19 protein-coding genes and 1 pseudogene are annotated in these 23,572 nt (G+C 73.3%); 13 read left to right on the top strand and 7 right to left on the bottom strand.

The window, feature by feature from the left end; genetic code table 11:
* Positions 1 to 66: 66 nt before the first annotated feature.
* The gene (locus AB7J25_RS05630; protein WP_428505741.1) at positions 67 to 1,641 is read right to left on the bottom strand and encodes a helix-turn-helix transcriptional regulator; all 1,575 of its coding nucleotides are present in this window, start codon (positions 1,639 to 1,641) and stop codon (positions 67 to 69) included.
* Positions 1,642 to 1,838: 197 nt separating this feature from the next.
* On the opposite strand from AB7J25_RS05630, the gene AB7J25_RS05625 reads away from it, so the two are divergent.
* Genes AB7J25_RS05625 through AB7J25_RS05610 form a run of 4 tightly spaced genes read left to right on the top strand, consistent with a single transcriptional unit; the run spans position 1,839 to position 5,354 of the window.
* A complete protein-coding gene (locus AB7J25_RS05625) occupies positions 1,839 to 2,393 on the top strand; it encodes an OsmC family protein (protein ID WP_428505739.1) in 555 nt (184 codons plus the stop codon).
* A 35-nt stretch (positions 2,394 to 2,428) separates the two neighbouring features.
* Positions 2,429 to 3,670 (top strand): NAD(P)-binding domain-containing protein, encoded by a 1,242-nt coding sequence (locus tag AB7J25_RS05620; protein WP_428505737.1) that lies wholly within the window; start codon positions 2,429 to 2,431, stop codon positions 3,668 to 3,670.
* 12 nt (positions 3,671 to 3,682) lie between these two features.
* Positions 3,683 to 4,126, top strand: coding sequence for a nuclear transport factor 2 family protein (locus tag AB7J25_RS05615; protein ID WP_428505735.1), 444 nt, complete (start codon positions 3,683 to 3,685; stop codon positions 4,124 to 4,126).
* On the top strand, positions 4,083 to 5,354 hold the full coding sequence (locus AB7J25_RS05610) for a cytochrome P450 family protein (RefSeq protein WP_428505733.1): 1,272 nt from the start codon (positions 4,083 to 4,085) through the stop codon (positions 5,352 to 5,354). Before AB7J25_RS05615 ends, AB7J25_RS05610 begins: the two co-directional genes overlap by 44 nt.
* Here AB7J25_RS05610 and AB7J25_RS05605 read toward each other — a convergent pair.
* From AB7J25_RS05605 to AB7J25_RS05590, 4 genes are all read right to left on the bottom strand, one after another.
* Positions 5,344 to 7,869, bottom strand: a complete 2,526-nt coding sequence (locus AB7J25_RS05605; protein ID WP_428505900.1) for an ATP-binding protein — start codon at positions 7,867 to 7,869, stop codon at positions 5,344 to 5,346. The two genes, AB7J25_RS05610 and AB7J25_RS05605, sit on opposite strands and share 11 nt — an antisense overlap.
* 75 nt (positions 7,870 to 7,944) lie before the next feature.
* A complete protein-coding gene (locus AB7J25_RS05600) occupies positions 7,945 to 8,586 on the bottom strand; it encodes a pyridoxamine 5'-phosphate oxidase family protein (protein ID WP_428505731.1) in 642 nt (213 codons plus the stop codon).
* Positions 8,587 to 8,785: 199 nt separating this feature from the next.
* Positions 8,786 to 9,454, bottom strand: a complete 669-nt coding sequence (locus AB7J25_RS05595; RefSeq protein WP_428505729.1) for a DUF2306 domain-containing protein — start codon at positions 9,452 to 9,454, stop codon at positions 8,786 to 8,788.
* 5 nt (positions 9,455 to 9,459) lie between these two features.
* Entirely contained in the window at positions 9,460 to 10,752 is a 1,293-nt protein-coding gene (locus AB7J25_RS05590) for an alpha/beta hydrolase fold domain-containing protein (protein WP_428505727.1), read from the bottom strand.
* A 109-nt stretch (positions 10,753 to 10,861) separates the two neighbouring features.
* On the opposite strand from AB7J25_RS05590, the gene AB7J25_RS05585 reads away from it, so the two are divergent.
* From AB7J25_RS05585 to AB7J25_RS05575, 3 genes are read left to right on the top strand one after another with little or no spacing between them, the layout of a single operon-like run.
* Entirely contained in the window at positions 10,862 to 11,311 is a 450-nt protein-coding gene (locus AB7J25_RS05585) for an alpha/beta hydrolase fold domain-containing protein (RefSeq protein WP_428505725.1), read from the top strand.
* The gene (locus AB7J25_RS05580; protein WP_428505723.1) at positions 11,308 to 11,916 is read left to right on the top strand and encodes a sigma-70 family RNA polymerase sigma factor; all 609 of its coding nucleotides are present in this window, start codon (positions 11,308 to 11,310) and stop codon (positions 11,914 to 11,916) included. Before AB7J25_RS05585 ends, AB7J25_RS05580 begins: the two co-directional genes overlap by 4 nt.
* A 57-nt stretch (positions 11,917 to 11,973) precedes the next feature.
* Entirely contained in the window at positions 11,974 to 13,194 is a 1,221-nt protein-coding gene (locus AB7J25_RS05575) for a saccharopine dehydrogenase family protein (RefSeq protein WP_428505721.1), read from the top strand.
* Positions 13,195 to 13,225: 31 nt separating this feature from the next.
* On the opposite strand, the gene AB7J25_RS05570 is transcribed toward AB7J25_RS05575, so the two are convergent.
* Positions 13,226 to 14,491, bottom strand: coding sequence for an IS110 family transposase (locus tag AB7J25_RS05570; protein WP_428505898.1), 1,266 nt, complete (start codon positions 14,489 to 14,491; stop codon positions 13,226 to 13,228).
* A 678-nt stretch (positions 14,492 to 15,169) separates the two neighbouring features.
* On the opposite strand from AB7J25_RS05570, the pseudogene AB7J25_RS05565 reads away from it, so the two are divergent.
* The 6 genes and pseudogenes from AB7J25_RS05565 to AB7J25_RS05540 all read left to right on the top strand — a co-directional run.
* Positions 15,170 to 16,048 (top strand): annotated as a pseudogene (locus AB7J25_RS05565) (IS110 family transposase); the annotation flags it as partial.
* Positions 16,049 to 17,388: 1,340 nt separating this feature from the next.
* Complete coding sequence (locus tag AB7J25_RS05560) at positions 17,389 to 18,957, top strand: TIR domain-containing protein (protein ID WP_428505719.1); 1,569 nt, start codon at positions 17,389 to 17,391, stop codon at positions 18,955 to 18,957.
* A 7-nt stretch (positions 18,958 to 18,964) separates the two neighbouring features.
* A complete protein-coding gene (locus AB7J25_RS05555; RefSeq protein WP_428505717.1) occupies positions 18,965 to 19,438 on the top strand; it encodes a hypothetical protein in 474 nt (157 codons plus the stop codon).
* 649 nt (positions 19,439 to 20,087) lie between these two features.
* Entirely contained in the window at positions 20,088 to 20,954 is an 867-nt protein-coding gene (locus tag AB7J25_RS05550; protein WP_428505715.1) for a hypothetical protein, read from the top strand.
* Complete coding sequence (locus AB7J25_RS05545; RefSeq protein WP_428505713.1) at positions 20,947 to 21,753, top strand: hypothetical protein; 807 nt, start codon at positions 20,947 to 20,949, stop codon at positions 21,751 to 21,753. The genes AB7J25_RS05550 and AB7J25_RS05545 overlap by 8 nt, the downstream gene beginning before the upstream one ends.
* Positions 21,750 to 23,072, top strand: a complete 1,323-nt coding sequence (locus AB7J25_RS05540) for a hypothetical protein (RefSeq protein ID WP_428505711.1) — start codon at positions 21,750 to 21,752, stop codon at positions 23,070 to 23,072. Before AB7J25_RS05545 ends, AB7J25_RS05540 begins: the two co-directional genes overlap by 4 nt.
* 324 nt (positions 23,073 to 23,396) lie before the next feature.
* Here AB7J25_RS05540 and AB7J25_RS05535 read toward each other — a convergent pair whose 3' ends face one another.
* A complete protein-coding gene (locus AB7J25_RS05535; protein ID WP_428505896.1) occupies positions 23,397 to 23,567 on the bottom strand; it encodes an AtzH-like domain-containing protein in 171 nt (56 codons plus the stop codon).
* Positions 23,568 to 23,572 lie beyond the last annotated feature (5 nt).

Below are 23,572 nucleotides of genomic sequence, written 5' to 3'. Positions count from 1 at the left end.
CTCCTGGTCAGTAGGGTCCGGCACCAGGATGTGGACGCGGGGGCGCGGGTGTATCGGGGAGATCCCCTATCCGCCGGCTGGTTTGTGCCGGGTGACGTAGGCCGCCGCCTCGGCGCGGTTGCGCAGCCCGAGCTTGGCCAGCGCGTTGCCGACGTGGTGCTCGACGGTCTTGCGGGTGATGAACAGCCGCTCGCCGATCTCGGCGTTGGACAACCCGGCGCTGACCAGTTCGAGGACCTCGGCCTCCCGCTTCGTCAGCGCGCCGGCGCCCTTGGGGCCGGTCCGGACGGGCGCACCCAGCGACCGCAACAGCGCTGCGGCCACGTCGGCGTGCCGGGCGGCGTCGAGCCGCTCGAATCCCTCCAGCGCGGCCTTCGCGGCGGCGACGGCGACGTCGGGTGAGCCTTCCGCCAGCGCTCGCGCCAGCTCCAGCCGCGTGATCGCCACCTCCATCGGGAGCTGGGCGCGAGTGAAGCCTTCCAGCGCCGAGTGGAGGCAGGTCCGGGCGTCGCCGTGCCCCTTGCCGACGCACACGCGTCCCCTGGCCAGCGCGGCGGCCGCCGCGAGGTACGGCCCGGGCTGTGCCTCGGCGAGGCGGCCCAGGCGCTCCGCGGCCCGTTCGGCGCCGTCGAGGTCGCCCTCGGCGAGATGGACGTCGACGAGCAGCGCGAGCAGCGGGCCGATCATGGTCGTCTCGCCGACACGGGGCACCGGGCCTTCCGAACCGGCGGTGAACCGCTCCAGCAGATCCCGGGCCAGCGCCGTCTCACCGTGGGCCAGATGCAGGGCGGCAACCGCGCGTGCCGCATCCGGGTGGGTGTCGAGGCCGTCGAGGAGCTGGGCGGCCTCCTCCAGCCGCCCCTGGCGCAGGCGCAGGTCCGCCAGCCTGATCACCGCCGCGGTGCGCGGCATGCCGACGTCGAACAGCCGGGTGGACTCGACGAGCTGAGCCTCCGCCTCGTCCCAGCGTCCGGCCGCGGTCAGGATGCCGCCGTAGTGGGCGCGACAGAAGGCGCCGGCGACGTCGTGGCGCCGCATGAGCCCCGCTGCCCTGCGCATCCACTGGTCGGCCCGCGGGACGTCGTTGACCAGCTCGCACGCCCAGAAGAACAGGCAGAAGACCGAGTCCACGGTGGCGGCCTCGTCCAGCTCGCCGGCACAGGCCGCAGCCAGCGCCTCGTCGATCAGGACGAGCCCTCGTTCGGTACGACCGGTCAGGAGGAACACACCACCGAGACACACCAGCGCCTCGAACTCGACATCGGGATCGCCCAGCCGGCGCCCGATCGTGATCGCGTCGCGCAGCAGGACCTCCCGCACGGCGGGGTCCGATTCAGCGAACGCCTGCAGAATCAGCGTCCAGCCCTGCTCGGGGCTGTCCTCGCCGATCTCGGTGAGGATGCTGCGGGCCCGCCCGAGCCATCCGCTCTGGACGGCCCAGTCGCCGAGCACGTTGCCGGCGATCCACGCCACGGTGCGGGCCGCGCGGCCCGCGGCTGTGAACTGGCGCTCCCGACGGTAGGCGAGATAGGCCCGCTCGTAGCAGCCGGCGGCGGCGGCGTACTCCCGCGCCAGATACCGTGCCTTGCCTAGGGCTTCCAGCGTCGCCCCCCGACTCGCCGTCGGCGGCGTCGCCCCCACGCGCAGCCGCCACGCCTTCGGGAAACCCCGGCGAGCTCACCGCCCGATGATGGCACGACTCCGCCGCGCACCAGGCGGGCCAGGGATGGGTATACCCACCGGCGCGGATAGGAAGTTCCACCGACGCGGGGCGCGGCCGGGCGCTCCTACCGTTCTCGCAGGTCGGATGGCCCGACCGGACGAGAACGGAGTGCACCATGACCACGTCGGTCGTCGACAACGGTGTGAACGTCGAGGCCCTGCTCGGGGCCCGGGACGCGTTCGCCGACGCCCCGCAGATCGCCCGCTTCCAGTGGCGCTCCCAGGTGTCCTGGGCCCACGGCACGCACAGCCGCGCCGAGGTCGAGTCCTTCCACGGGTTCGGCGAGGAGCAGCGCCACCACACGAGCTTCCACTTCGACATCGACCACCCGACGCAGTTCGCCGCGCTGGACAACGGGATCACCCCTGTGGAGTACGTCCTCGTCGCGCTCGGCGGCTGCCTCACCGCGGGCGTCGCCGCCATCGCGCAGCAGCGCGGGATCCAGCTGCGTTCGGTGCAGGCCGACGTCAGCGCCGAGATGGACCTGCACGGCATCCTCGGCGCGGACCCGGACGTCCGCAACGGGTTCAGCGACGTGCGCGTCCAGTTCCGGATCGACGCCGACGCCACGCCCGCCGAGATCGCGGGGCTGGTCGCGCAGTCGCAGAAGCGTTCGGCGGTCTACGACATCCTCACCAACCCCACGGCCGTCACCGTGACCGTCGCCTGACGGGGCCGGCCGGGTCGACCGAGGAGGCGATCGTCATGCAGCGCACGAGCACCGTGGTCGTCGGGGCCGGGCAGTGCGGCCTGGCCGCCAGCCGCTGCCTCACCGAGCGCGGCGTCGACCACGTCGTCCTCGAGCGGGGCGAGGTGGCGCAGGCGTGGCGCACCCAGCGATGGGACTCGCTGCGGCTGCTGACCCCGAACTGGATGACCCGGCTGCCGGGCTTCGCCTACGCGGGCGACGACCCGGACGGTTACCTGGGGGCCCCGGAGGTGGCCCGGTTCCTCGCCGACTACGCGGCCTGGTGCGGCGCGCCGGTGCTCCCTGGCACGACTGTGACGTCGGTCCGTCCCGGTGGCCGGGGCTACGTGGTGCGGACCGATCGGGGTGTCTGGGACACCGAGTCGGTCGTCGTCGCGACCGGTGGCGCCGCCGTGCCGGTCGTGCCGGACCTGCCCGTGCCCGCGCGGGTCCACACGGTCACCGCCACGGGCTACCGCAACCCCGGCGAGCTGCCACCCGGTGGCGTGCTCGTCGTGGGTGCGTCCGCCAGCGGCGTCCAGATCGCCGACGAGCTGGCCGCGTCGGGACGGTCGGTGACCCTGGCCGTCGGGGAGCACGTGCGGATGCCACGGACCTACCGGGGCCGCGACGTCCTCTGGTGGATGGACGCGTCGGGTGTGCTCGACGAGCGCTACGACGCCGTGCCGGACCTCGTCCGGGCGCGGGCCCTGCCGTCCATGCAGCTCGCGGGCTCGCCCCGGCGGGCGACGCTCGACCTCACCGTGGTGGGCCGGCGCGGGGTGGAGATCGTGGGCCGGTTCGCCGGGGTGCGGGGCGACACGGCGCAGTTCTCCGGTTCGCTGCCCAACGTCTGCGCGCTGGCCGACCTCAAGCTGGGGCGGCTGCTCGACACGCTCGACGCCTGGGCGCGGCGCACCGGCACCGACGCCGGACCGCCGCAACGGTTCGCGCCGACCCGGCTGCCCGCGCGGCCCGCGCTGTCGGCGCGGGTGGGCCCGGGCGGGATCGAGACGATCGTGTGGGCGACCGGCCTGCGGCCCGCCCTGTCCTTCCTCGACGCCGGCGTGCTCGACCGGCGGGGGCGCCCCGTGCACGAGGGGGGCGTCACCGCCGCCCCGGGGCTCTACCTGATGGGCCTGCCGTTGCTGCGCCGCCGCCGCTCGACGCTCATCGACGGGGCCGCGGCCGACGCCCGCGACCTCGTCGGACACCTGATCACCCACCTGGATGCGCTCGCCAGCAGGCGGGCGAGCTGAGGGGAGCCACCCATGCCGATACCGTCACCCACTCCACCGACGGCCCGCTCCGCCGCGGCCCTGGCCGCCGACACGGCCGCCAGGGTGGCCCGGCGCGACCCGCAGCGGCTCGCCGCGGCCCTGACCCCGACGGCACGGTTGCGCGCGCTGCTCCCCGGCGGCCCCGTCGAGGCGCACGGCCGGGAGAACGTCGCGGCCTGCCTGTGCGCGATGTTCGCCGACTTCGACAGCGTCGAGGTCGTGGCGGCGAGCGGCGAGCCCGTCGCGGACCGCCACCTGATCCACTACCGCCTCCTCCTGCGCCGCCCGCCGGTCCGCTGGGTCTGCACCCAGACCGCGATCTGCCGGGTCGTCGAGGACCGCCTGGCGGTGGTCGACCTGCTCTGCTCCGGCTTCCGGGAGATCGAGGACGATGACGACGTGCCCGCGCCATCCGGCGCTCGACTCGTGGGGTGACCACGACCGGGACGACCCGTTCCCGCTGTTCGCACAGGTGCGCTCCGCCGCACCCGTGCACGAGGTGCGGCTCGCCGACGGCCACGCCGCCTGGCTGGTCCTCGGCCACGAGGAGGCCAGGGCCGCACTGAACGACCCGCGGCTGTCCAAGGACATGAACGCGGCCCTGGCCCGCAGCGGCGAGGTCGTCGCCGAGGGCCTGCCGGGCCCGGCGCTGGCCCGCCACATGCTCGCCGTCGACCCGCCCGACCACACCCGGCTGCGCCGCCTGGCGATGCCGGCGTTCTCGAAGCGGCGCGTCGCGGCACTGGAGCCGCGCGTGCGGTCGCTCGTCGGCGAGCTGCTCGCCGTCCTGCAGGACCGCGGGCGTGCCGACCGGCCGGTCGACCTGGTCTCCGGCTTCGCGTTCCCGCTGCCGTTCACGGTGATCTGCGAGCTGCTCGGCGTCCCCGAGCCGGACCGCGCGGACCTCGGGCGCTGGTTTCGCACCCTGCTCGCCCCGTACCCGGGGCCGCAGCCGCCCGGCGAGGCCGTCGCCGCGTCGGACGCCATCGTCGGCTATCTCACCGCGCTGCTCGCCCGCAAGCGCGCGAGGCCGGGCGAGGACGTGGTGACCGATCTCGTGGTCGCCGCCGACCGCGACGGCGCGCTCACCGAGCAGGAGATGCTCTCCACGATCTTCCAGCTGGTCGTGGCCGGGCACGACACGACGACGAGCCTGCTCGGCAACGCGACGGTCGCGCTGCTGCGCCATCCCCGCCAGCGGGACGCGGTGGTCGCCGATCCGGGGTTGCTGCCCGCCGCGATCGAGGAGTGCCTGCGCTTCGACCCACCCGTGCCGCACTCGACCTTCCGCTACACGACCGAGGATGTCGCCATCGGCGGGACCGTCATCCCCGCCTTCGCCCAGGTCGTCGTGTCGCTCGCGGCGGCGAACCGGGACCCGGCGCGCTTCCGCGACGCGGAGGCGTTCGACATCCGTCGGGCCGAGCGCAACCACATCGCCATGGGCCACGGCATCCACCACTGCCTGGGCGCGCCGCTGGCCCGGATGCAGGCGCGGATCGCGCTGGGCGCGCTGCACGGCCGCTTCCCCCGGATGCGGCTGGCCGTCGAGCCGCAGGAGCTGCGCTGGGGACACGGCGACGGGCTGGTGCTGCGCGGGCTCTCCGAGCTGCCGGTGCTGCTCGGCGCACCCCACACCGGACGGGAGGCGTTCAGCCGGTGAGTCCGAGCCGGCGGGCCACCGCCACCGCCTCGCCGCGGGAGCGGGCGTCGAGCTTGCCGAGGATCGCCGAGACGTGGTGGTCGGCGGTCCGCCGTGAGATGACCAGCCGGGCGGCGATCTCGGCGTTGCTCAGCCCTTCGGCGAGCAGGACCAGCACCTCGAGCTGGCGGTCGGTGAGCCCGGCGCGGTCGGTGCGGGTCGCCGCCGAGCTCGCGCGCGGCACCCCGGCCGTGCCGCGTTCGCGCAGCCAGCCGCGCACGAGCGCCGCGACGGCGCGGGCGCCCAGCCCGTCGAGCAGGGGCAGGGCGGCCAGCAGCGCGCCGGAGGAACCGTCGTCGCACAGCGCGAGTGCCCGCTCGTAGGGCTGCCCCTGCGCCGGTTCCGGCGGTCCAGCGAACGCATCTCGCCCGGCGCCGGCGGGCGCCAGCAGCCCGGCCCGGCGAAGCCGCCCCGCCCAGCGGAGCAGCTGCCCGCCACTCGCCCCCGGCAGCCCTACCAGGACCGCGACGCCCGAGCCGGCGAGGCGGGGATCCGGCCGGCGGGTGATCCACGCCTGCTCGGCCAGGGCCGCCGCGGCCGCCGCGCGCAGCGCCGGCACCGCGAGCCGGCCGGCGAGCTCCCACAGCTCGTCGAGGTGCGGGTTGTCCGCGGGCGCCTCCCGGCGCGCGACGAGCAGGCCGAGCACGAGGTGCGCCCACAACCGCCCCAGCGGGAGGTCGCCCGCGGCGATCACGGCCAGGGCGTCCCGCTCCGCCTCCGGCCAGCGGCCCTGCAGCAGCCGCAGCCGTGCAAGAGTCCCCCGCTGCCACATGCCGCAGATCGGGACGCCGCGCTCCTGGCTCACCCGCAGCGCGTCGGAGAGGATGTCCTCGGCGTCGCCGAGCCGGCCCTGCTCCACGTCGAGGTGGGCCAGCAGGCTCATGGGCGTGGTCGCGAGCTCGTCGAGGCGCAGCCGCAGCCCGGTGTCGCTCGCCGCCAGCAGCTCCGTCCGTGCCTGCAGGTCGCCACCCAGCAGGCGCAACACGGCCAGGCTGACCGAGGCCATGCTGCGCAGCGCGGCGTCGTCCAGCTCGTCCGCGATGCGCCGCGCCTCCTCGCCCGCCTGCCGCGCCAGCTCCACGTCACCCACCTGTGCGGCCAGGTACGCCCGGTGGGCCAGCGCGTACCCGAGCTCCCGGGGCGCCTCCGCACCGGCCAGGAGGCTGACGGCGGCCCGGTCCTGACGCTCGGCCGCCGCCCGGTCCGCGGCGTACCACTCGAAGACCGACAGCGTGCGGTGTGCCGAACCGACCGCCACGACGTCGTCGCGGCCGCGGTGCAGCTCCAGCGCCTGCTCCAGCACGGTGATCGCCTGGGCCAGCCGGTCGGTGAGGTACAGCTCGTGGGCCAGGCGCTCCAGGAGCGCGGCGCGCCCGGCCGGGTCGGCGTCGCCGGTGTGGCGGAGGGCGCGCTCGTAGAACGCGACGGCTTCGCGGTGCGCCCCCGAGCGGGCGGCCTCGGCCGCCGCCGCCGGGGCGTAGCGCAGGATTCGCGGCACGTCGCCGGCCGCGGCCGCGTGGTGGGCGAGCACGCTCGGGTCCGCGCCGATCCGCTCCAGCGCCAGGATCATCGTGGCGTGCAGCGCGGGCCCCACCCCCGGCGGGACGGCATCCAACACCGCCGAGCGCGCGATCTCGTGCCGGAACGCGACCCCGTCGCCGCGCAGTTCCAGGAGTCCCGTGCCGGCGAGGATCTCGACGTCGGGTAGCGGCACGTCCAACGCCGCGAGCAGCTCGCCCCGCACCCCGTCGGGGGCGCAGGACAGTAGCTCCAGCGCGCGCCTGGCGGCCGGGGTGAGCAGTGCCGTACGAGCGACGACGGCGTCGCGCACGGTGTCCGGCAGCGGGGAGTCCGGCTGGGCGAGGATCTGGCTGACGAAGAACGGGTTGCCCCCGGTGCGGCCGTGCACCGCGGCGGCGTCGAGGCGGTGGCCCTCGACGAGCTCCGTGACGGCTGCGCGACTCAGCGGGGCGAGCTGCAGCCGTTGTGTGTCCGGGCCGGAGACGAGGTCGCCCAGGACGGGCGTCAGCGGATGCGCGGGCCCGCCGCCGTCGCGGTAGGAGAGCACCAGCAGCACCGGGAGCGTGGCGATCCGGCGGCCGAGGAACCGGACGAGGTCGAGCGTCGCCTCGTCGGCCCAGTGCAGGTCCTCCACGACGAGGGCCCGGGCCGGGGTGCGCAGCGCCTCGAGGACGGTGGCGAACAGCTCGTGCTGCGGGGTCGCCGCGCCCAGCGCCGCCGTGACGCTCCCGCCGAGCTCGCCGGCGACGTCGCGCAGCGGGCCGAGCGGGCGCGGGGTGCTCAGCGAGTCGCACAGGCCCCAGAGCGTGGCGACGGGGGCCTGCTCGGCGAACGCCCGCAGCAGCACGGTCTTGCCGATCCCTGCCTCACCGGCGACCAGCACGAGCCGTCCACGCCCGTCCGCGGCCTGCGCCGCCCGATCGAGCAGGACCTCCAAGGGGTGGGCGCGCTCCATCAGCCGCACGGGAGCGGAGTGTATGGGCCCGCGCCCGGGCCGGGCGACCGTTCCCGCAGGTGAAGCCGGTCCGGGTCAGTCGCCCACGATCCGCCGCTGCGCGGCCGCGCCGAAGTAGTCGCCGCCCTTGCGGCGCACGTCGTCGGTGCCCCAGGAGCGGCGGTGCGGTACGGGCACCATCCGGGGGATGTGCTTGCGGCAGTGCACGTAGGCCTCCTCGACCTCGACGACGACCCACCGCTCGGGCGCACGTCCCGGGGTGGTGGGCGCCGGCAGGTCGGGGTGCAGGGTGCGCAGCTCGACGTCCTCGGCGATCCGGGCCCGCCCGTTGACGTGCAGGCCGATGAGATCGTGCACGAAATCGATCATGAGCAGGCCTACGCGCGGGTTCTCACTGATGTTGCCCAGGCTCGCGTGGACCCCGTTGCCGCGGTACTCGGGGTAGGCGAGGTGGTGCTCGTCGAGGACGTGGACGAATCCCGGCGGCCCGGCGCGCAGGCTCGCGTCGCACTCGCCGTTGCCGTCCGCGCTGGCCACGAACAGCATCTCCATGCGGCCGACGAACTCCACCATCGAGGGGAGCAGGCGGTCGCGGACCTGGTCGGCGTAGAAGCGGTCGGCGCGTTCCGTCGTGCCGTACGCGCACTGGAGGAGGTGCTCCCCGGCCGAGCCCGGCCGGTTCGTGCGGGTTCCGGTCAGGGAGTCGTCGAGAGTCACGGACGCCAACCGTGGCGAACTGAACTCGGAAAGTCACCGCTCGTCGTTCACCGACACCCGCTTGGCGCAACAGTATCCATCGGGTCGGCCAGCAGCCGCCCCGTCCGGGCGATCCGGCGCCTTCCGTCGTTCGGCACACGCGTATCGCCCTCGCTCAATGGTATAGGGCCGTCCTTGCCGGCCTGGCGACGGGGCGGCGTCACGCGGACGACCTTCGGCGCAGTACCAGCTCGGCCACGGCGAGGTTGGGCACCCAGCACAGGAACGGCACCAGCACGTACGCGGCGGCGAAGCCGCCGAGCAGCGGGATCAGCACGAGCAGCCACAGCCGCAGGGTCACCGCCGCGTACGTCATCGCGAAGGTGCGCAGCATCCAGCGGCGGTGCGCGACGACATCGCGCCGCCGGATCGCCCGCAGCCCCGAGAGCGCGAACCCCATCCAGAGCACCGCGAGCAGGCCGAACCCCGCCGTACCGACCGGGCCCGCCACCGTGAACCAGGCGAGCAGGAAGCCCGCGGTGCCCGCCACGGCGATCGACGCCAGCACGACGCGGCCGCTCACCCGGTGCAGCCGTGGGAACCGCGCACGCACCCGGGACGAGAGCTGGACGGGGGAGAGCAGCAGCGCCAGACCGCCGAGGAGGACGTGGGCGGCGAGGGCGGCGCGCACCCAGCCGGGCCGGGGCGCGTAGTTCGCGGCGATCTCACCGCCGTTCGCGGCCAGCTCCCGCAGCGGGTGCAGGAGATAGGGCAGCGGGGCGAACACGGCGATGGCCAGCGCGGACAGCGCGAGCCACCAGAGCCCGGCAGCGCGCACCCGAGGTGCCGCCGGCGGCCCGGTCGGCGGGACGGTACGGGCGGCGGGCATGCCGGTCAGCCCGTCCCGCGGGCCCGGCCGGCCCCGGCGCGGATCCGGCGGGCGAACGCGCCGGCCTGGTCCATCGCCTCTGACGCCTCCGGCAGGAACGACCAGAAGAGGTGGAAGTCGTGGGTGGTCACCGGGTACAGCTCGAACTGCACGTCCACACCGTGGGCCCGCGCGTGTTCCACGATCCGCTGCGCGTCCCGGCCGAGGACGTCGCCCGTCCCGGCCTGCACCAGCATCGGCGGGTACCCGGTGAGGTCGGCGTCCAGGGCGTTGACGAGCTCGTCGTGCGGTGAGGTCTCGCCCAGGTACGCCGCGGCGAACGCCCGAAGCTGCGTCATCCCGATCGCAGGCTGCGGTTCGGCGGGCAGGTCGATGTCCTCCTCGTAGGACAGGTCGATCCCGGGGCACAGCAGCATCGTCCCGCCCGGGAGGGGCAGGCCCTGCCGCACCAGGGAGGTCACCAGCGACAGGACGAGCCCGCCGCCCGCCGAGTCGCCCGCCACGACGATCTCGCCCGGCGGCACGCCCGCGTCGAGCATCCACACGTAGGTGCGCAGGACGTCCTCGAGCGCAGCGGGGAACGGGTGCTCGGGCGCGAGCCGGTAGTCCGGCACCACCACGCACGCGCCCGCGGTGGCGGCGAGCGCCCCGGCGAGATGGCGGTAGCCGAACGCCGAACCCATGACGAAGCCGCCGCCGTGCAGGAGCAGCACCGACGGGACGAGCTCGGCACGGGGCGCGAGGAGCAGGCACGGCACGCCGCCCGCGATGACGGGGCGCGTCGTGATCGTGTCGGGCGGGGCGAAGCGACCGTGCAGCTCCTCGCCCGCGTCGCGGAGCATCTGCAGGTCCGGGCCCGCTGCCGTGAGGTCGTTGATCGGCTCCCACACCGCGGCGAGGCGCCTTTCGAGGTCCCCGCCCACCGACCGGGTGGCGTGCACCGCGTCGTCGAGATCGGCCAAGAGCCGCCGCGCCCGTTCCAGCAGGGCGTCCCCGGCGAGGGTGAGCTCGACGCGGTGGGTGGTGCGGCGCAGCAGGTCGCAGCCGAGGAGCCGCTCCAGGGCCCGGATCTGGCGGGAGAGAGCCGGCTGCGACACGTACAGCCGCGCCGCGGCGCGCCCGAAGTTGAGCTCTTCGGCGACCGCCACGAACGCCCGCAGGTGGCGCAGCTCGATGGCGTCCGGTGCGGGGGGTAGCACGAGCACGCGGCTGCGCACGGTGGCTGTGCCGTCGGCGCCGTCCGTGCCGTCCGTGCCGTCCGTGCCGTCTGTGCCGTCCTCGTCGGGAGTGCCGGTCATGGCGACCATCATCGCGGGCCGGGCCCCGGGATGGTGATGCGTAGCGTGCACGACGGCCATGCGTGATCGGCCTTTCCCTTCGCGCCCCCGGGCACGCGACCGTCGGTGCATGCCGCCCTTCCTGCCCCGCGCCGCCGACATCCTGCTGCGCCCGCCCGCGCCGCGGGCCCGCCTGTACTGGCCGCGGTCGCCTGCGTCACCGTCGGCGGACCGGCGCCCCGGGCTCGTGGTCCTGTTCACCGCGCCCTGCGACGGCGGGCTCGCCGGCCCGCTGTCGCGTGCCCTGGACGCGCTCGTGCTCGCCGCGGCGGCGGCGCACGTCGTCGAGGCGCACGCCGCGCTCGCCTGGGCGGCCGACCACGCCGTCGAGATCGGGGCGGATCCCGCGCGGGTGGCCGTCGTCGGCCACGGTCCGGGCGCGGCGCTCGCCGAACGGGTGGCCGCGCTCGCCGCGGGCGAGGGCTGGCCTCCGTTGCGGGCCGTGGTGGCGATCCGCCCCGGCGAGCCGGTGGCCGCCGACGCCGTGGCGGCGGCGCTGAAGGACCGGTGGGCCGGATGACCGATCTCGACGAGCGCGCCTTCACGGCCCTGGTCGGGGCCCACCGCCGCGCGCTGTACCGGCACTGCCGGCGGATGCTGCGCTCTCCGGAGCGCGCCGAGGACGCCGTCCAGGAGACGCTGCTGCGGGCGTGGCGGGCCCGCGACGGTTTCGCGGGACGGGCGAGCGCCCGGACGTGGCTCTACCGGATCGCCACCAACACCTGCCTCGACGAGCTGCGCCGCGACCGGCCCGCCGTCGCCCTCGACGAGGCCGCCGCGCTGCCCGTGCCGTCCGACCAGGAGCCGGACGCGGTCGCGGAGGCGGGCGACGCGCTCGCGACGGCGCTGGGCGGAGCCATGGGCGTGCTGCCGGGGCGCCAGCGGGCCGTGCTCGTCCTGCGCGGCATCCTCGACGTCCCCGCCTCCGAGACGGCCCGGCTGCTCGACACGACCCCGGCGGCCGTGAACAGCGCGCTCCAGCGCGCGCGGGCACGGCTCGCGGACGCCTGGCCGGTGGCCGCGGCACCGGGTCCCGCCCCGGACTATGCGGCTGCGCTGCGCCACCACGACGTCGCGCGGGTGATCGCTCTCGCCAGGGCCGACGCCGCGGCCGTCGCGGCGTGACCGGCAGCACTGCCCCGCGGTGCGCGCGGCGGTGTGAGCGGTGTGAACAATGGGGTGATGGCCGGGAAGCAGCACGATCTCGTCGTCTTCGGCGCCACGGGCTACGTCGGCGCCCTGACCGCGGAGTACCTCGCGCGACACTGCCCGGCGGGGGCGCGGATCGCGCTCGCCGGGCGTTCCAAGGAGAAGCTGGAGTCGGTGCGGGCGGGGTTGCCCGGCGCTGCGGCGGACTGGCCGCTCGTGGTCGCGGACAGTGCCGATCCCGCGGCACTCGCCGAGCTGGCCGGGTCGGCGACCGCGGTCGCGACGACGGTCGGCCCGTACACCCGCTACGGGATGCCGCTGGTGGAGGCGTGCGCGCGGGCCGGGACCCACTACGCCGACCTCACCGGCGAGGTGCTCTTCGTCCGGGAGGCCATCGACCGGTTCGACGCCGTGGCCGTCGGATCCGGCGCCCGGATCGTGCACTCCTGCGGCTACGACTCGATCCCGTCCGATCTCGGGGTGCTGATGCTGCACCGGCGCGCGCTCGCCGACGGTGCGGGCGGGCTGCGGGACGTCCAGCTCGTCGCGACGGCGCGCGGCGGTCTCAGCGGCGGCACGATCGACTCGATGCGCAGCCAGATCGAGCAGGTCGCCCGGCAACCGGGTGCGCGGCGCATCCTGGGCGACCCGCATTCGCTCAGCCCGAACCGCGCGGCCGAGCCCGCGCCGACCCAGCCGCGGGACATGGTCACGCCCGCGCGCACCCCGGACGGGCGCTGGACGGCCACGTTCATCATGGCCCCGTACAACACCCGGATCGTGCGGCGCAGCAACGCGCTGGAGGAGTGGGCGTACGGGCGGTCGCTGCGCTACGGCGAGGTGATGGGCACCGGGCGGGGCCCGCTGGGCGCCGCCACCGCCGTCGGGGTGACGGCGGGGCTCGCCGGGTTCTTCGCGGCGTTCTCGCTGCCGCGGATCCGCCCGCTGCTCGACCGCGTCCTGCCCGCGCCGGGCACCGGCCCGAGCGCCGAGGCCCGGGCCAAGGGCTGGTTCCGCTCGGTGCTGGACGCGACCACGGAGGGCGGCCGCCGCTACCGTGCCACCGTCGCGGGTCCGGGCGATCCGGGCTACGCCGCCACCGCCGTCATGCTGGGGGAGAGCGGCCTCGCCCTGGCCCTGGACGAGCTCCCGGACCGCGCGGGCTCGCTCACCCCGGCCACCGGGATCGGGGACGTCCTGATCGAGCGGCTGCGCGCCGCCGGGCACACCTACGAGGTCACGGAGCGGCGCTGATGCGATGAAGACATCCCACGCTGCGATCTTGTCAAGCGGCGCGGGCGGCGGGGGTCGATGAGGTTGTGGGAAAGGCGGTGGCTTCGTCGTACTGAGTGCGGGTGGCGAGGCAGTGGTGCAGGCAGCCCAGGAGCCGGTTGAACAGGTTGCGTTGCGCGGCGACGTGCCGGTCCCCGGCGGATTTGCGTCGGTCGTAGTGCCCGCGGGCTCCGGGTGAGGCCGTCAGAGCGGCGAAGGTCCAGACGTAGCCGACCGAGGCCAGACGCTGGTTCTTGACCCGCCGGTGCGTCACCGCGGTGGTCTTGCCGCTGGCCCGGGTCACCGGGGCGCCGCCGGCGTAGGCCTTGAGGCCTCGCGCGTCGGTGAACCGGGCGCGGTCGTCGCCGATCTCGGCCAGGACGCGTGCGCCGGTCAGCGCGGCGAGCCCGGGCATGCTGGTGATGATGGCCGCGTCGGGATGCTCGGCGAAGGCTTCGGTGGCGGCGTCGGCGAGGTCTTCGGCGTTGCCGCAGGCGGTGTCGAGCTGGCGCAGCAGGGCCAGGGCCTGTCGCCCGAAGGCCTCCTCCACCAGGGGCGGGTGGTGCAGGTAGTCGGCGCGCAGTATCTGCTGGAGTCGGATGGCTTCCGCGTCGAGGCCGCGCTGCAGCCCGGCCCGGCGCAGCAGCGCCCGTAGCTGGAACAGGGTCAGCCGGGCGGCCGCGCAAGGAGTGGGGGCGGTGGCCAGCAGGGCGCGGGCCTCGGGGCGCAGCAGCCCGCCACGCTTGGTGGCGAACGCCAGCAGGATGGCCGGGTAATACTCGCGCAGCAGCGAGCGCAGCTTGTTGTGCGCATGGGTCCGTGCCCAGACCGCGTCCTGTTGCGCGCGGGCGAGCACCGCGATCGCCTGCGCCAACTCGGAGTCGGCGGGCAGCGGGCGGTGCGCGGCCAGGTCGGTGCGCAGGATGTTGGCCAACACCAGCGCGTCACCGGCGTCGGACTTGCGCCGGGACACCGAGTGCCGGTCCCGATACCGGGACACCGACATCGGGTTGATCGGGAACACCGGGCGTCCAGTGGCGCGCAGGCAGGCCACCAACAGGCCGTGGCTGGTTTCGATCGCCACCGGGATCGGTGTGTCCGGATCATCGCCGGCCTCGACCAGCAGCTGCAGCAGCGCGGCGAACCCGGCGGCGTCGTCGCCGATCCGCCGCTCGGCCAGCAGGGTGCCGTCCTGGTCGACCAGCGCGATGTTGTGATGGTCCTCGGCCCAGTCGATGCCGCAGAACACCGCCCCAAGATCCTCCTGTCCCTCGTCGATGGTGCCGGTCCCGGCGCAGAGAAGACACCCGGCCCGGGGTTGGAGCCTGTTGCAGGGCACGCGCGCTCCCTAATGGCAGGGCTCCAGTGGCCCGACATCCCACCAGCCGTTCGTGACCCCAGCACACCGCCACGGCCCTCGGTCTGTCGCGGAGCTCCACGGCTCCCTCGACGGTCAAGAAGTGACCCGTGCCGGCGGCTCGAACCACGACCAACATCAGCAGCCAGCCCCGCGGCCACCGACGCGACACGCCGTCGGCCGCAGCGGCGGTGCCCGCGCCGCCGGTCTCATTCGAAGGCTCGAGGCCTGATCCTGAAGCAGGCGTGCCGCGGCACCGCCGGATCCCCGGTCACGCTGCGGCCGTCTTCATCAAGCGCTCACAACGCCGGAGCGGGGAAGGCATCAGCCTGACCGGGAAACACCGGCTTGCCTGCCCATTAAGGAGCGGGGCCTCCGCTCCTCGTGCCTCTCGGCTCATGCTCGAGATGCTTCACGTCAACCGATTCGGGAGGCCCCTGTGAACGAAGCATACGAGGGCAAGCAGATCGTCGGGATGGATCTGCATCGGCGGCGGTCGGTGCTGGTGCGGATGACCGAGACCGGTGAGCATCTGGAGACGGTGCGGATCGCGAATGACCCGGACTACCTGGCGCAGGTGATGGCCGCGCGGGGGAGTCCCCGGAGGTCGTGCTGGAGGCCACCTATGGGTGGTACTGGGCCGCGGACACCCTGGCCGAGCTGGGCGCGAACGTGCGCCTGGCGCACCCGCTGGGGGTGAAGATGTTCTCCTACCGGCGGGTGGAGAACGACGAGCGCGACGCCGCGGACCTGGCCGACCTGCTGCGGATGGGCCGGCTGCCCGAGGCGTGGATCGCCCCGCCGACCACCCGCGAGCTGCGCGGCTGGGTGCGGCATCGGGGCAAGCTGGTCGGGCTGCGCTCCAGCCTCGAGTGCCAGATCCATGCGGTACTCGCCGGCGCCGGGATCCGGGTCTCGATGAGCGACCTGTTCGGTTCGGGCGGGCAACGACTGCTTGCGACCTGTCCGCTGGCGACCGAGTCACGATCGCGGGTCGACTCACTGCTGCGGCTGATCACCGTCGTGGATGTGGAGATCGACACTTTCGCCCGGCTGGTCGCCGGGCGGCTGCGCGCCCACCCCGGCTACCGGGCGATCCAGACGATCCCCGGGATCGGGCCGATCCTGGCCGCGGTGTTCGTCGCCGAGATCGGCGACATCGGCCGGTTCCCCGGCCCGGCGCAGCTGGCCTCCTGGGCCGGGCTGACCCCGAAACACCACGAGTCCGACACCACCGTGCATCGTGGTCGGATCACCAAGCAGGGCTCCCGACTGGTCCGGTGGGCCGTGGTCGAGGCCGTGCAACGCCTACCGGCGCACACCCACCTCGGCGCGGTCCGCGGCCGGGTCGGCGCCCGCCGCGGCCGCAACATCGGCATCGTCGCCGCCGCCCGCGAGCTGACCGAGCTGGTCTTCTACGGGCTGCGCGACGGCACCATCCGCCGGCCGAACACCCCGGCGCGAACGCCGACGGCATGAGCCCGGCGCCCGCGGCGGTTGGGTGCAGGTCGGCACAGTTCGGCGCAGTCATGCCCCCCGGTCCGCGGCGTGGTCGCCCCGTCTGATTGACCTCGCCGACCGCGACCTGTCGCAGCACTCCATGCCACCAGCGAAGGGATGACCGACAGCCCTCGGGGCCTGTCCCCAGCCGGGGACACCTGGGCGCTGGAGCGTGCACCCGACCACGAGCACCCGACACCCGCGGAGCCAACACGATCATTTCTCGGTCCTGAAACAGCGTGCGCCGTCCGCCGCCGGCGTCAAGGACCTCCGGCCGCTGACGCGGTCGACCCTGACGGGCCCGATCCTTGACCCCGACGCCTCACCCCGGCACGCCCACATACAGACGGAGAAGAACAACGAAAAGATCAAGAACAAGAACTGGGGTTTGACCGGCCCCGCTCCTTCAGGGATGACTGTGAGGGTGGTCAAGCCGGTCCGGTGGTGTTGGGCTGGTGTTGATGGCAGTGGATGTGACTCTTGGCTTGACTGGCGTGATGCCTTCGAGCGGACTTGTCCGCCTGCTGTTGTCGGACCGGCCCGGCCGGAGTGACTGGCTTGATCAGGAGCTGGTTCGAGCCGAGGACGACGTCAACCGCGTGATCACCGAGATGGACATCGTCGACGAGCGCGCCGCCGACGCGGTCGAGGATCTCACCGAGGGAAGATGTCGCGGCTCCCCACCTACGCGAGGTCGCCGCGGCCGAGCTGCCGCAGAAGGGACGAGGAGGTCCTCCGGGTGCCGACGGCTGACGAGACGGCGGATGCTCTCGCTGCGCTGGCCCGGCTCTCGCCGAGATCAACGCCCGGGCCGCGTACGACCAACGAGCCGAGGCTGAGCACCGCGTCGAGCAGCTCTCCCGCTGGCACAGCGACGACCAGGCCGCCGAAGCCACCGAAGGGCGTGGCCTGGAGGCGGCGCTCACGCGCGAGTTGAGTGATGGTCGTCGGTTCGGCCTGCCGACCGGGACGGCGTTCGTGGTGCGGCAGCAGTCGTCCCAGACCTCAGTACGGATCGCCTCGGTCGTCTCCCGTACCCCGCGACCGAAGTCGTTGTGGGCCACCGCATCGGTTTCGTCGGCGCGTCCAGGTTGTGCTTATCGCCCAGCCGCAGCGGACTCTGTTGCCGTTCCGGCAACCTGCGAGCATGGTGCGGACGACGCCGATACGAGCGATCCGGTGGCCGGGTGTCGGAAAATGAAACGCGGGCTCAGTGAGTGGGTCGTATATTGTACCAGGAGTCATGTCGCCACTCCCTGCGACATGACCGATACGTCTCGAGACAGCTGTCCGACCGGGGATCGGAATGGAGCGCCGGCGTGACGATCTTCTTGAGCTATGCCCGGACGGACGAGCCTGTCGTCAAGACGCTGGCCCGCGCGTTCGAGGCGGCCCGGCGGGAGGTCTGGTACGACCACGACCTCAACGGTGGCGACATCTGGTGGCCGACGATCCTGGAGCACATCCGCGAGAGCCAGGTCTTCCTGTTCGCGCTCTCGGACAGCTCGCTCAAGTCGCGAGCTTGCCTCGAAGAGCTTGACTACGCGGAAAAGCTGGGTCTCCCGATCCTTCCAGTACGTGTCGGCCCGGTAGCGACCCAGCAGACGAACCCGCTGGCCGGAATGCAGTTCGTCCAGTTCCGGGTGGACGACGCCGTCAGCGGGTCCGAGGTGCTGGCTGCCGCCGACCGCGCCGCCGCCCGCTGCCCGCCGTTGCCCGTGCCGCTCCCCTCGGAACCGCCCATTCCGTTCGCCTACCTCCAACAGATCACCCACCAGATCAACGCAGCCGAGCTCAGCCCGCAGGCCCAGTTGGACGTGATCGCCGAGCTGCGAAAGGCGATCGCCGAGGAGACGGACAAGTCCGTCCGGGAGGAGATCGTGGCGATCCTCAACACGCTCTTGGGCAAGCCCTGGCGAACTATGGCCGCGGGCGCCGAGATTCAGTACACCATCGCCGCCTACCGGGCTATGGAGGCGGAGATCGCCCGTTTGGTTGACGCCCCCCCCGAGGAGATACACCAGGTCGACGGGCCGGAGCATCCCCGGGCAGACGACTCGGCTGGCACAGATCCGGATCCGAACCTCGACCCGGCTCCCGACCCGCGTCCAAGTCCAGACTCCGATGCGCCTGACCCGGCCCAGGATCCAGAGGCGATCTTCCGCGGGCGAGTCGAGGAGATCGCGGCGCAGCGCCTTGGTGCGGAGACCGAACGGAACATTGCGCGGGACCGGGTGGAGTCGCCAGAGGAGATCTTCGCCCGGCGAACAGAGGAAGTCTTCGGCCAGCTCCGAGCAGGCGCTGCCGTGCGGCAGGCTAGGGGGACGACAACTCCCCGCAACTCAGAGAACGACCAGTCGCTCGCTTTCCCCGGCGTCCGCCAGCCTCAGGCTGCGTGGGTGTCGGCGTCGCCAGGCATAGTCACTGAAGCGGGCGCAGCGCGCAGACACCGCGAGCCCACGGGGGACAGCGGTTCGGGCGGATCCGAGAACACGGCCGCACACGGCGAACCGGCCAACCGCGACGCACCGGCGGAGCGCGCCGTGAAGCAGGAGCCGCCCAGGTCGGCGGAACCGGTCGACCCGGCGCCGCCGACTCGTCGCAGTCTGGCCGTCGCGGCTCTGCTGCTGTCCCTCCTGGGCGCGCTTGCCGCGGTGTCTGCGTCGGCCTCCCTCGTCGTGCCGTTCGCCGTCTCCGCCGCGACGGCAGTGGTCGCGCTGCGCTTCTCGGCCGAGGTCGGTCGCCGATGTGCCATGAGCGACGTCCGCGGGGCGCACAGTGCCTCGCATACCGCAATGGTGTGGGCGATGGTCGCGCTCACCTTGATCGGGGCGGTGGTGGGCATCGTTGGGCTGCTCGCCGTCACGAGCCCGGGCAGTATCGGGTGACGGCCCGATGGCAACCAGCACCCGCCTCGCTGCGACACCGATCGTGGCCTTCGCCATTGCGTTCGTCGTGATGCTCGCGCTCGGCCAGCTCATTCCGTCATCCTCGGAGTCGTCGCCGCGGCCGGCCGACTCGCCGCCACCGAACCTCGCCGAGCCCTGGCTCGCGGAACCGGCACCCGCGCCGCCCACCGCCCCGCCACCGGAAGCCGAGGACAAGGTGGTTCCCTCCCCGGCCCCGGCGAAGCCCGGCGAGACCCGGGAAACCACGATCGGGCCGCTCGTAGCGGGCACGCCGCCTCGCGAGTCCGAGCTGCGGCCGCAAGTCTGGCCCGGCGATGCGCCCGACCAGGTGCACGTCTGCGTCCAGGTGCCCACCGAATGGCAGATCAAGGATCAGGACTGGAGACCGGCCGGAGGGCGGGTGTACTGCCGCGATGCCGCGTCCGGCGAATCGCTGACCCTCACCCTGGTGGCGGCATGAGGGCTGTCGGCGGCCGGACGGTCGCGGACTGGTTCCTGCTGATCCGGGTCGCCGTGGCGGGTCTGACAGGTGGTCTCGCCGCGGTCGCGGTGCTGTGGGTGATCAAGGACGGTATAGCCCGTCCGACGTTGGTTCTGCTCCTGGTCGTGCTGGTGGCCCTGCTCATTCTGTTCGCATTCGCGGCGCTGCTGTCCGACCGGCACGGGCCCACACGTCCCGACAACGGGGCACCGGCAGCGCCGCACCCCGACTGGCCGGGACGGACTCCTCTGGCGCACGACGGATACCCGCCCGATCCCGCGGCGCGCTCCGCGCCCCCAGCCCTGCCGACCACGCACCCCCCGCTTCCGGAGTTCACGCCACCGCCGCCTCTCCCAGAGCGGCGAGCGTCGCGGTTCAGCCTCGAGGAGCACCCGGTCCCCGCCGCCCAGCCGAGCGGCGCGGCCGTCCGCCGAATCGTCCAGTGCCCGCGATGCGGCGACTTCCGGGTGCAGCTGGGCCGGCAGACCGAGACGTTCTCGTTCGCTTGTCGCCGGTGCGCCCACGCGTGGGAGTGGACGCCGGGGAGCCCGTGGCCCGCGACCGTGGTCCGCCCGCCGGGGGCAGAGCGCGGGCTCCCGACCGGCCCGACCACCCCCAGGAGGTACCCGTGAACAGCCACTACACCCAGGAGTTCGCGCGCGCGACGCCCGGCTGCATCATCATCCTGGTCGACCGGTCCGAATCGATGGGGATGCCGTGGGCTGGGTCCGCCGGGCTGACCCTCGCCGAGGGCGCGGCGATAGCTATCAACAAGACCCTATTCCAGCTGTGCGTCAGGTCGACGAAGGAGGCTGGCCAGCCGCTGCGACCGTACTTCTACATCGGTATCTACGGATACGGGCTGTGCCCGAGCGCGGGTGGTGAGGGTGTCGAGTCCGCGCTTCCGGGGCCACTCGCGCAGCGGGCCATCGTGCCGCTGCCTGAGCTGGCCGACAGCCCGATCGACGTCCGCCCAAACCCCTCCACGGACGCGATGCCCGGCCGGGGGCGCCTGCCCGTGTGGTACGAGCCCGCGCACGGCTTCCGGACGCCGATGTGCGCCGCCATGCATCTGGCAGGTTCGCATGCGACCGAGTGGGCGAAGGTCTTCCCCAAGTCGTTCCCGCCGATCTTCATCAACATCACCGATGGGCTGGTGACGGACAGTCCGCACCGGGGTCTCGATCTGGCTGGCTGGGCGGCTCGCCTCACCTCGATCGAGACCGGGAACGGGCGGGCGCTGCTCCTCAACGCCTTCCTTTCGGCCAGCCAGGCGCCCATTACCGCCTTCCCGGCGCGCCCGGAGAACCTGCCCGAGCCCGGACCGGAGCTGTTCGCGATCAGTAGTGAGCTGCCCGAGACCATGATCCGCAACGCCCTGACGGCACATGTCGAGCTCGAGCCAAAGGCCCGTGGCTTCGTCTTCAACGCCGACCTCGCGATGCTCGTGAAGTTCCTCGAGATCGGCACCAAGTTCGAGGTGAGTCATGGCTGACCGGGCCGCGGCCGTCGAGCTCGTCGCGTTCTCCGCCCCGAAGATCGGCTCGCCGGAGTCGGAGTGGGAGGACGGCGCGGGGTACGACCGGGGCGACCCGTGCAGGGGGCGTCCCGCCCGGCTGATCGTGGTCGACGGGGCTACCGAGGCCTACGACGCGATCCGCTGGGTGGGGCAGCTCGTCGGCTCGTTCGTCGGGCTCGAAGGCAGCGCGCCCGTCCTGGATGGGGCTGGGCTGGATGCGTGGTTCGGGCTGATGCAACAGCGGTGGGCGGAGACGCCCCGTGAGTTCGCGAGCATCTTCGAGGAGCACAAGTTCCACGAGTCCGGCTCGTTTGCGACATTCCTCGGGTGCGAGGTGCGTGGGCTCGGCGGACCGGAGCCGCACTGGGTCGGGGCGGCCCTCGGCGACGCCGTGCTGTTCCAGGTTCGCGGCGACATGGTCGTCGAGCAGTTCCCTCAGCTCGCGGCGGATGGCTTCGGCACGACGCCAGAGGGGGTGTTCACCCGCCCCTCCGAGAGGGACCGCATGCGTGCCGCGGTCGAAATGGCCAGCGCCCGGCTGCAGCTCGGCGACCACCTACTGCTCGCGACGGACGGGCTCGCCCAGTGGATAGTCCGGGCCTCGGGAGCCGACGACCCCCATTGGCGTGAGCTCGTCAGCGTCGAGCATCCGCAGACGTTCCGCGATGTGGTCGACGACCTGCGCCGGGCGGGCGCGATGAAGAACGACGACGTCACGCTGCTGCGGGCGCAGATCACCCCCGCCGACGCCGGAGTGCTGGTGGTGTGCTCGTGAGCGCCTACCCGACCGTTGAGGACTATGTCGCCGCTGCGGAAGAGCCGGACCGCACCTTCCGGAATCTGTCCCTGCGCCAGGCGGTATTTGCGTTGCACCCGCGCTGGCACATCCCAGCGCCGGCCTCCGGCAACGCGGCGGTGGTCTTCAAAGCCAGCGTGGACCACACGGACCAGGCTCTGCGCTTCTTCATCAAGGAGGACGCCTCGAACGGCGAGCGGTACGCCGCGCTGGCACGTCACTTCGCCATGCACCAGCTGCTGGACTGCGTCGCCAGCATGCGATGGATCGACGACGCCGTGGAGATCAACGGACGGACATGGCCGATGGTCCAGATGGAATGGATCGAGGGACGCACGCTGGAGGTCCACGTCGGAGATCTCGCCAAGCGCAGTGACGTGGGCGCACTACACCAGCTGGCCGGACAGTGGCGTGACCGGGTGGGGCGGCTGCAGGACGCCGAGTTCGGACACGGCGACCTGCAGCACGGCAACGTCCTGGTGGAGGCCGAGTCCTCTGCACTGCGCCTGGTGGACTTTGACGGGGCGTGGATTCCGGACTTCGCCGAGTGGCCGCCACCCGTCGAGACGGGTCAACCGAACTACCAGCGAACCGGCCGCATCTGGGGCCGCTGGATGGACACGTTCCCCGGCCTGGTGATCTACACCGGCCTGCTCGGGCTGTCGCGGCGTCCCGACGCTTGGCGCGCGCTGCACACCGGGGAGAACCTCCTGTTGTCCGCCGACGACTTCGTGCGCCCGGGCGAGACCGAGGCCTGGAAGCTGCTCGACAGCATCGAGGACCCCGAAGTCGCGCACGTCGTGGCCCGGCTGCGGAGCTGCTGCGTCGCCGGATGGAGCGCCGACGGTCCGCTTGAGGAGCTGCTCGGCCGCGAGCACGTCTCCCGTCCCCTCCGCACGGAGACCCGCACACCGCCCTTGTTCCAGCTGCCGCCCGGCGGCCCACGGGACGACTGGTGGATCACTGCGGAGCCCATCCCAATGGCGGAAGCAGGGAATCGGCAAGTATCGACACCCGACCCGGACGACGACCGCCCGCTGTTCCCTGGCGTGTCGACGTCGACCGGATCTGCCAGCGAGGCGCCGAAAGACGGGCACCGCCCCACGACGGGGTCCGCCACGTCGAGGCCGGGCTCCGACAGGAAGCCAGCTGCGACGGCGCTAGTCGCGCTGGCCGCGATCGTGCTGGTCGTTTGCCTCATCCTCGCCGCGGGTGGGGAAAGCGGTGCGGCTGTGACCGTCCTACTGATCGGGGGCCTGGTTACCGTCCTCGTCGCGCGATCGCATACGAGACGCTGAATCGCCGTGCTCTGCCCGGGCACGACACTTGCGCCGGCCCGGGGTTCAGGGCGGCCGGTGTCAGTCGGGGTCGCGCCGGTGCGGAGTTCATCCGACCGCGCCGACGAAGAGGAGGCGGTTCGCGACCTGCGCAGGCGCTGTCGGTCAAACTGCCCGACGAGTCGGTCGTCCGGCTGGCCGCCGCGATCACGGCCGAGCACCGGATGTCCTACGCGGACGCGTCCGCCACTGCGATCGCGCACGACGGCGTCCTCTGGACCGGCGATCCGAGCTGATCGTCGCAGGTGCGGTGGCGCACGCGCGACCTGCGCGAATAGCGGGCGATCAGCCGGCCGGGATCTCCGACACGTGCGCCGACACGATCCGCCAGCCCGCGTCGAACCGCACCCACACCTGGGTCTGGCGGCCTTCGGCGAGCCCGTCCGGGTAGCCGAAGACGGTCGTGACCACGGCGGTGCGGTCGTCGACGGCCAGCACCTGCGTGTCGTGCAGCACCCGCC

This window comes from Pseudonocardia sp. (assembly GCF_050246655.1).
Taxonomy (GTDB): Bacteria; Actinomycetota; Actinomycetes; order Mycobacteriales; family Pseudonocardiaceae; genus Pseudonocardia.
This window is presented reverse-complemented; position numbering and strand designations above follow the sequence as displayed.

Coding starts and splice junctions, on each gene's coding strand:
- AB7J25_RS05610 (WP_428505733.1), top strand. CDS start 4,083: ATGACGACGTGCCCGCGCCATCCGGCGCTCGACTCGTGGGGTGACCAC.
- AB7J25_RS05575 (WP_428505721.1), top strand. CDS start 11,974: ATGGCCGGGAAGCAGCACGATCTCGTCGTCTTCGGCGCCACGGGCTAC.
- AB7J25_RS05590 (WP_428505727.1), bottom strand. CDS start 10,752: ATGACCGGCACTCCCGACGAGGACGGCACAGACGGCACGGACGGCACG.
- AB7J25_RS05545 (WP_428505713.1), top strand. CDS start 20,947: ATGGCTGACCGGGCCGCGGCCGTCGAGCTCGTCGCGTTCTCCGCCCCG.
- AB7J25_RS05580 (WP_428505723.1), top strand. CDS start 11,308: ATGACCGATCTCGACGAGCGCGCCTTCACGGCCCTGGTCGGGGCCCAC.
- AB7J25_RS05595 (WP_428505729.1), bottom strand. CDS start 9,454: ATGCCCGCCGCCCGTACCGTCCCGCCGACCGGGCCGCCGGCGGCACCT.
- AB7J25_RS05620 (WP_428505737.1), top strand. CDS start 2,429: ATGCAGCGCACGAGCACCGTGGTCGTCGGGGCCGGGCAGTGCGGCCTG.
- AB7J25_RS05605 (WP_428505900.1), bottom strand. CDS start 7,869: ATGGAGCGCGCCCACCCCTTGGAGGTCCTGCTCGATCGGGCGGCGCAG.
- AB7J25_RS05625 (WP_428505739.1), top strand. CDS start 1,839: ATGACCACGTCGGTCGTCGACAACGGTGTGAACGTCGAGGCCCTGCTC.
- AB7J25_RS05555 (WP_428505717.1), top strand. CDS start 18,965: ATGGCAACCAGCACCCGCCTCGCTGCGACACCGATCGTGGCCTTCGCC.
- AB7J25_RS05585 (WP_428505725.1), top strand. CDS start 10,862: ATGCCGCCCTTCCTGCCCCGCGCCGCCGACATCCTGCTGCGCCCGCCC.
- AB7J25_RS05615 (WP_428505735.1), top strand. CDS start 3,683: ATGCCGATACCGTCACCCACTCCACCGACGGCCCGCTCCGCCGCGGCC.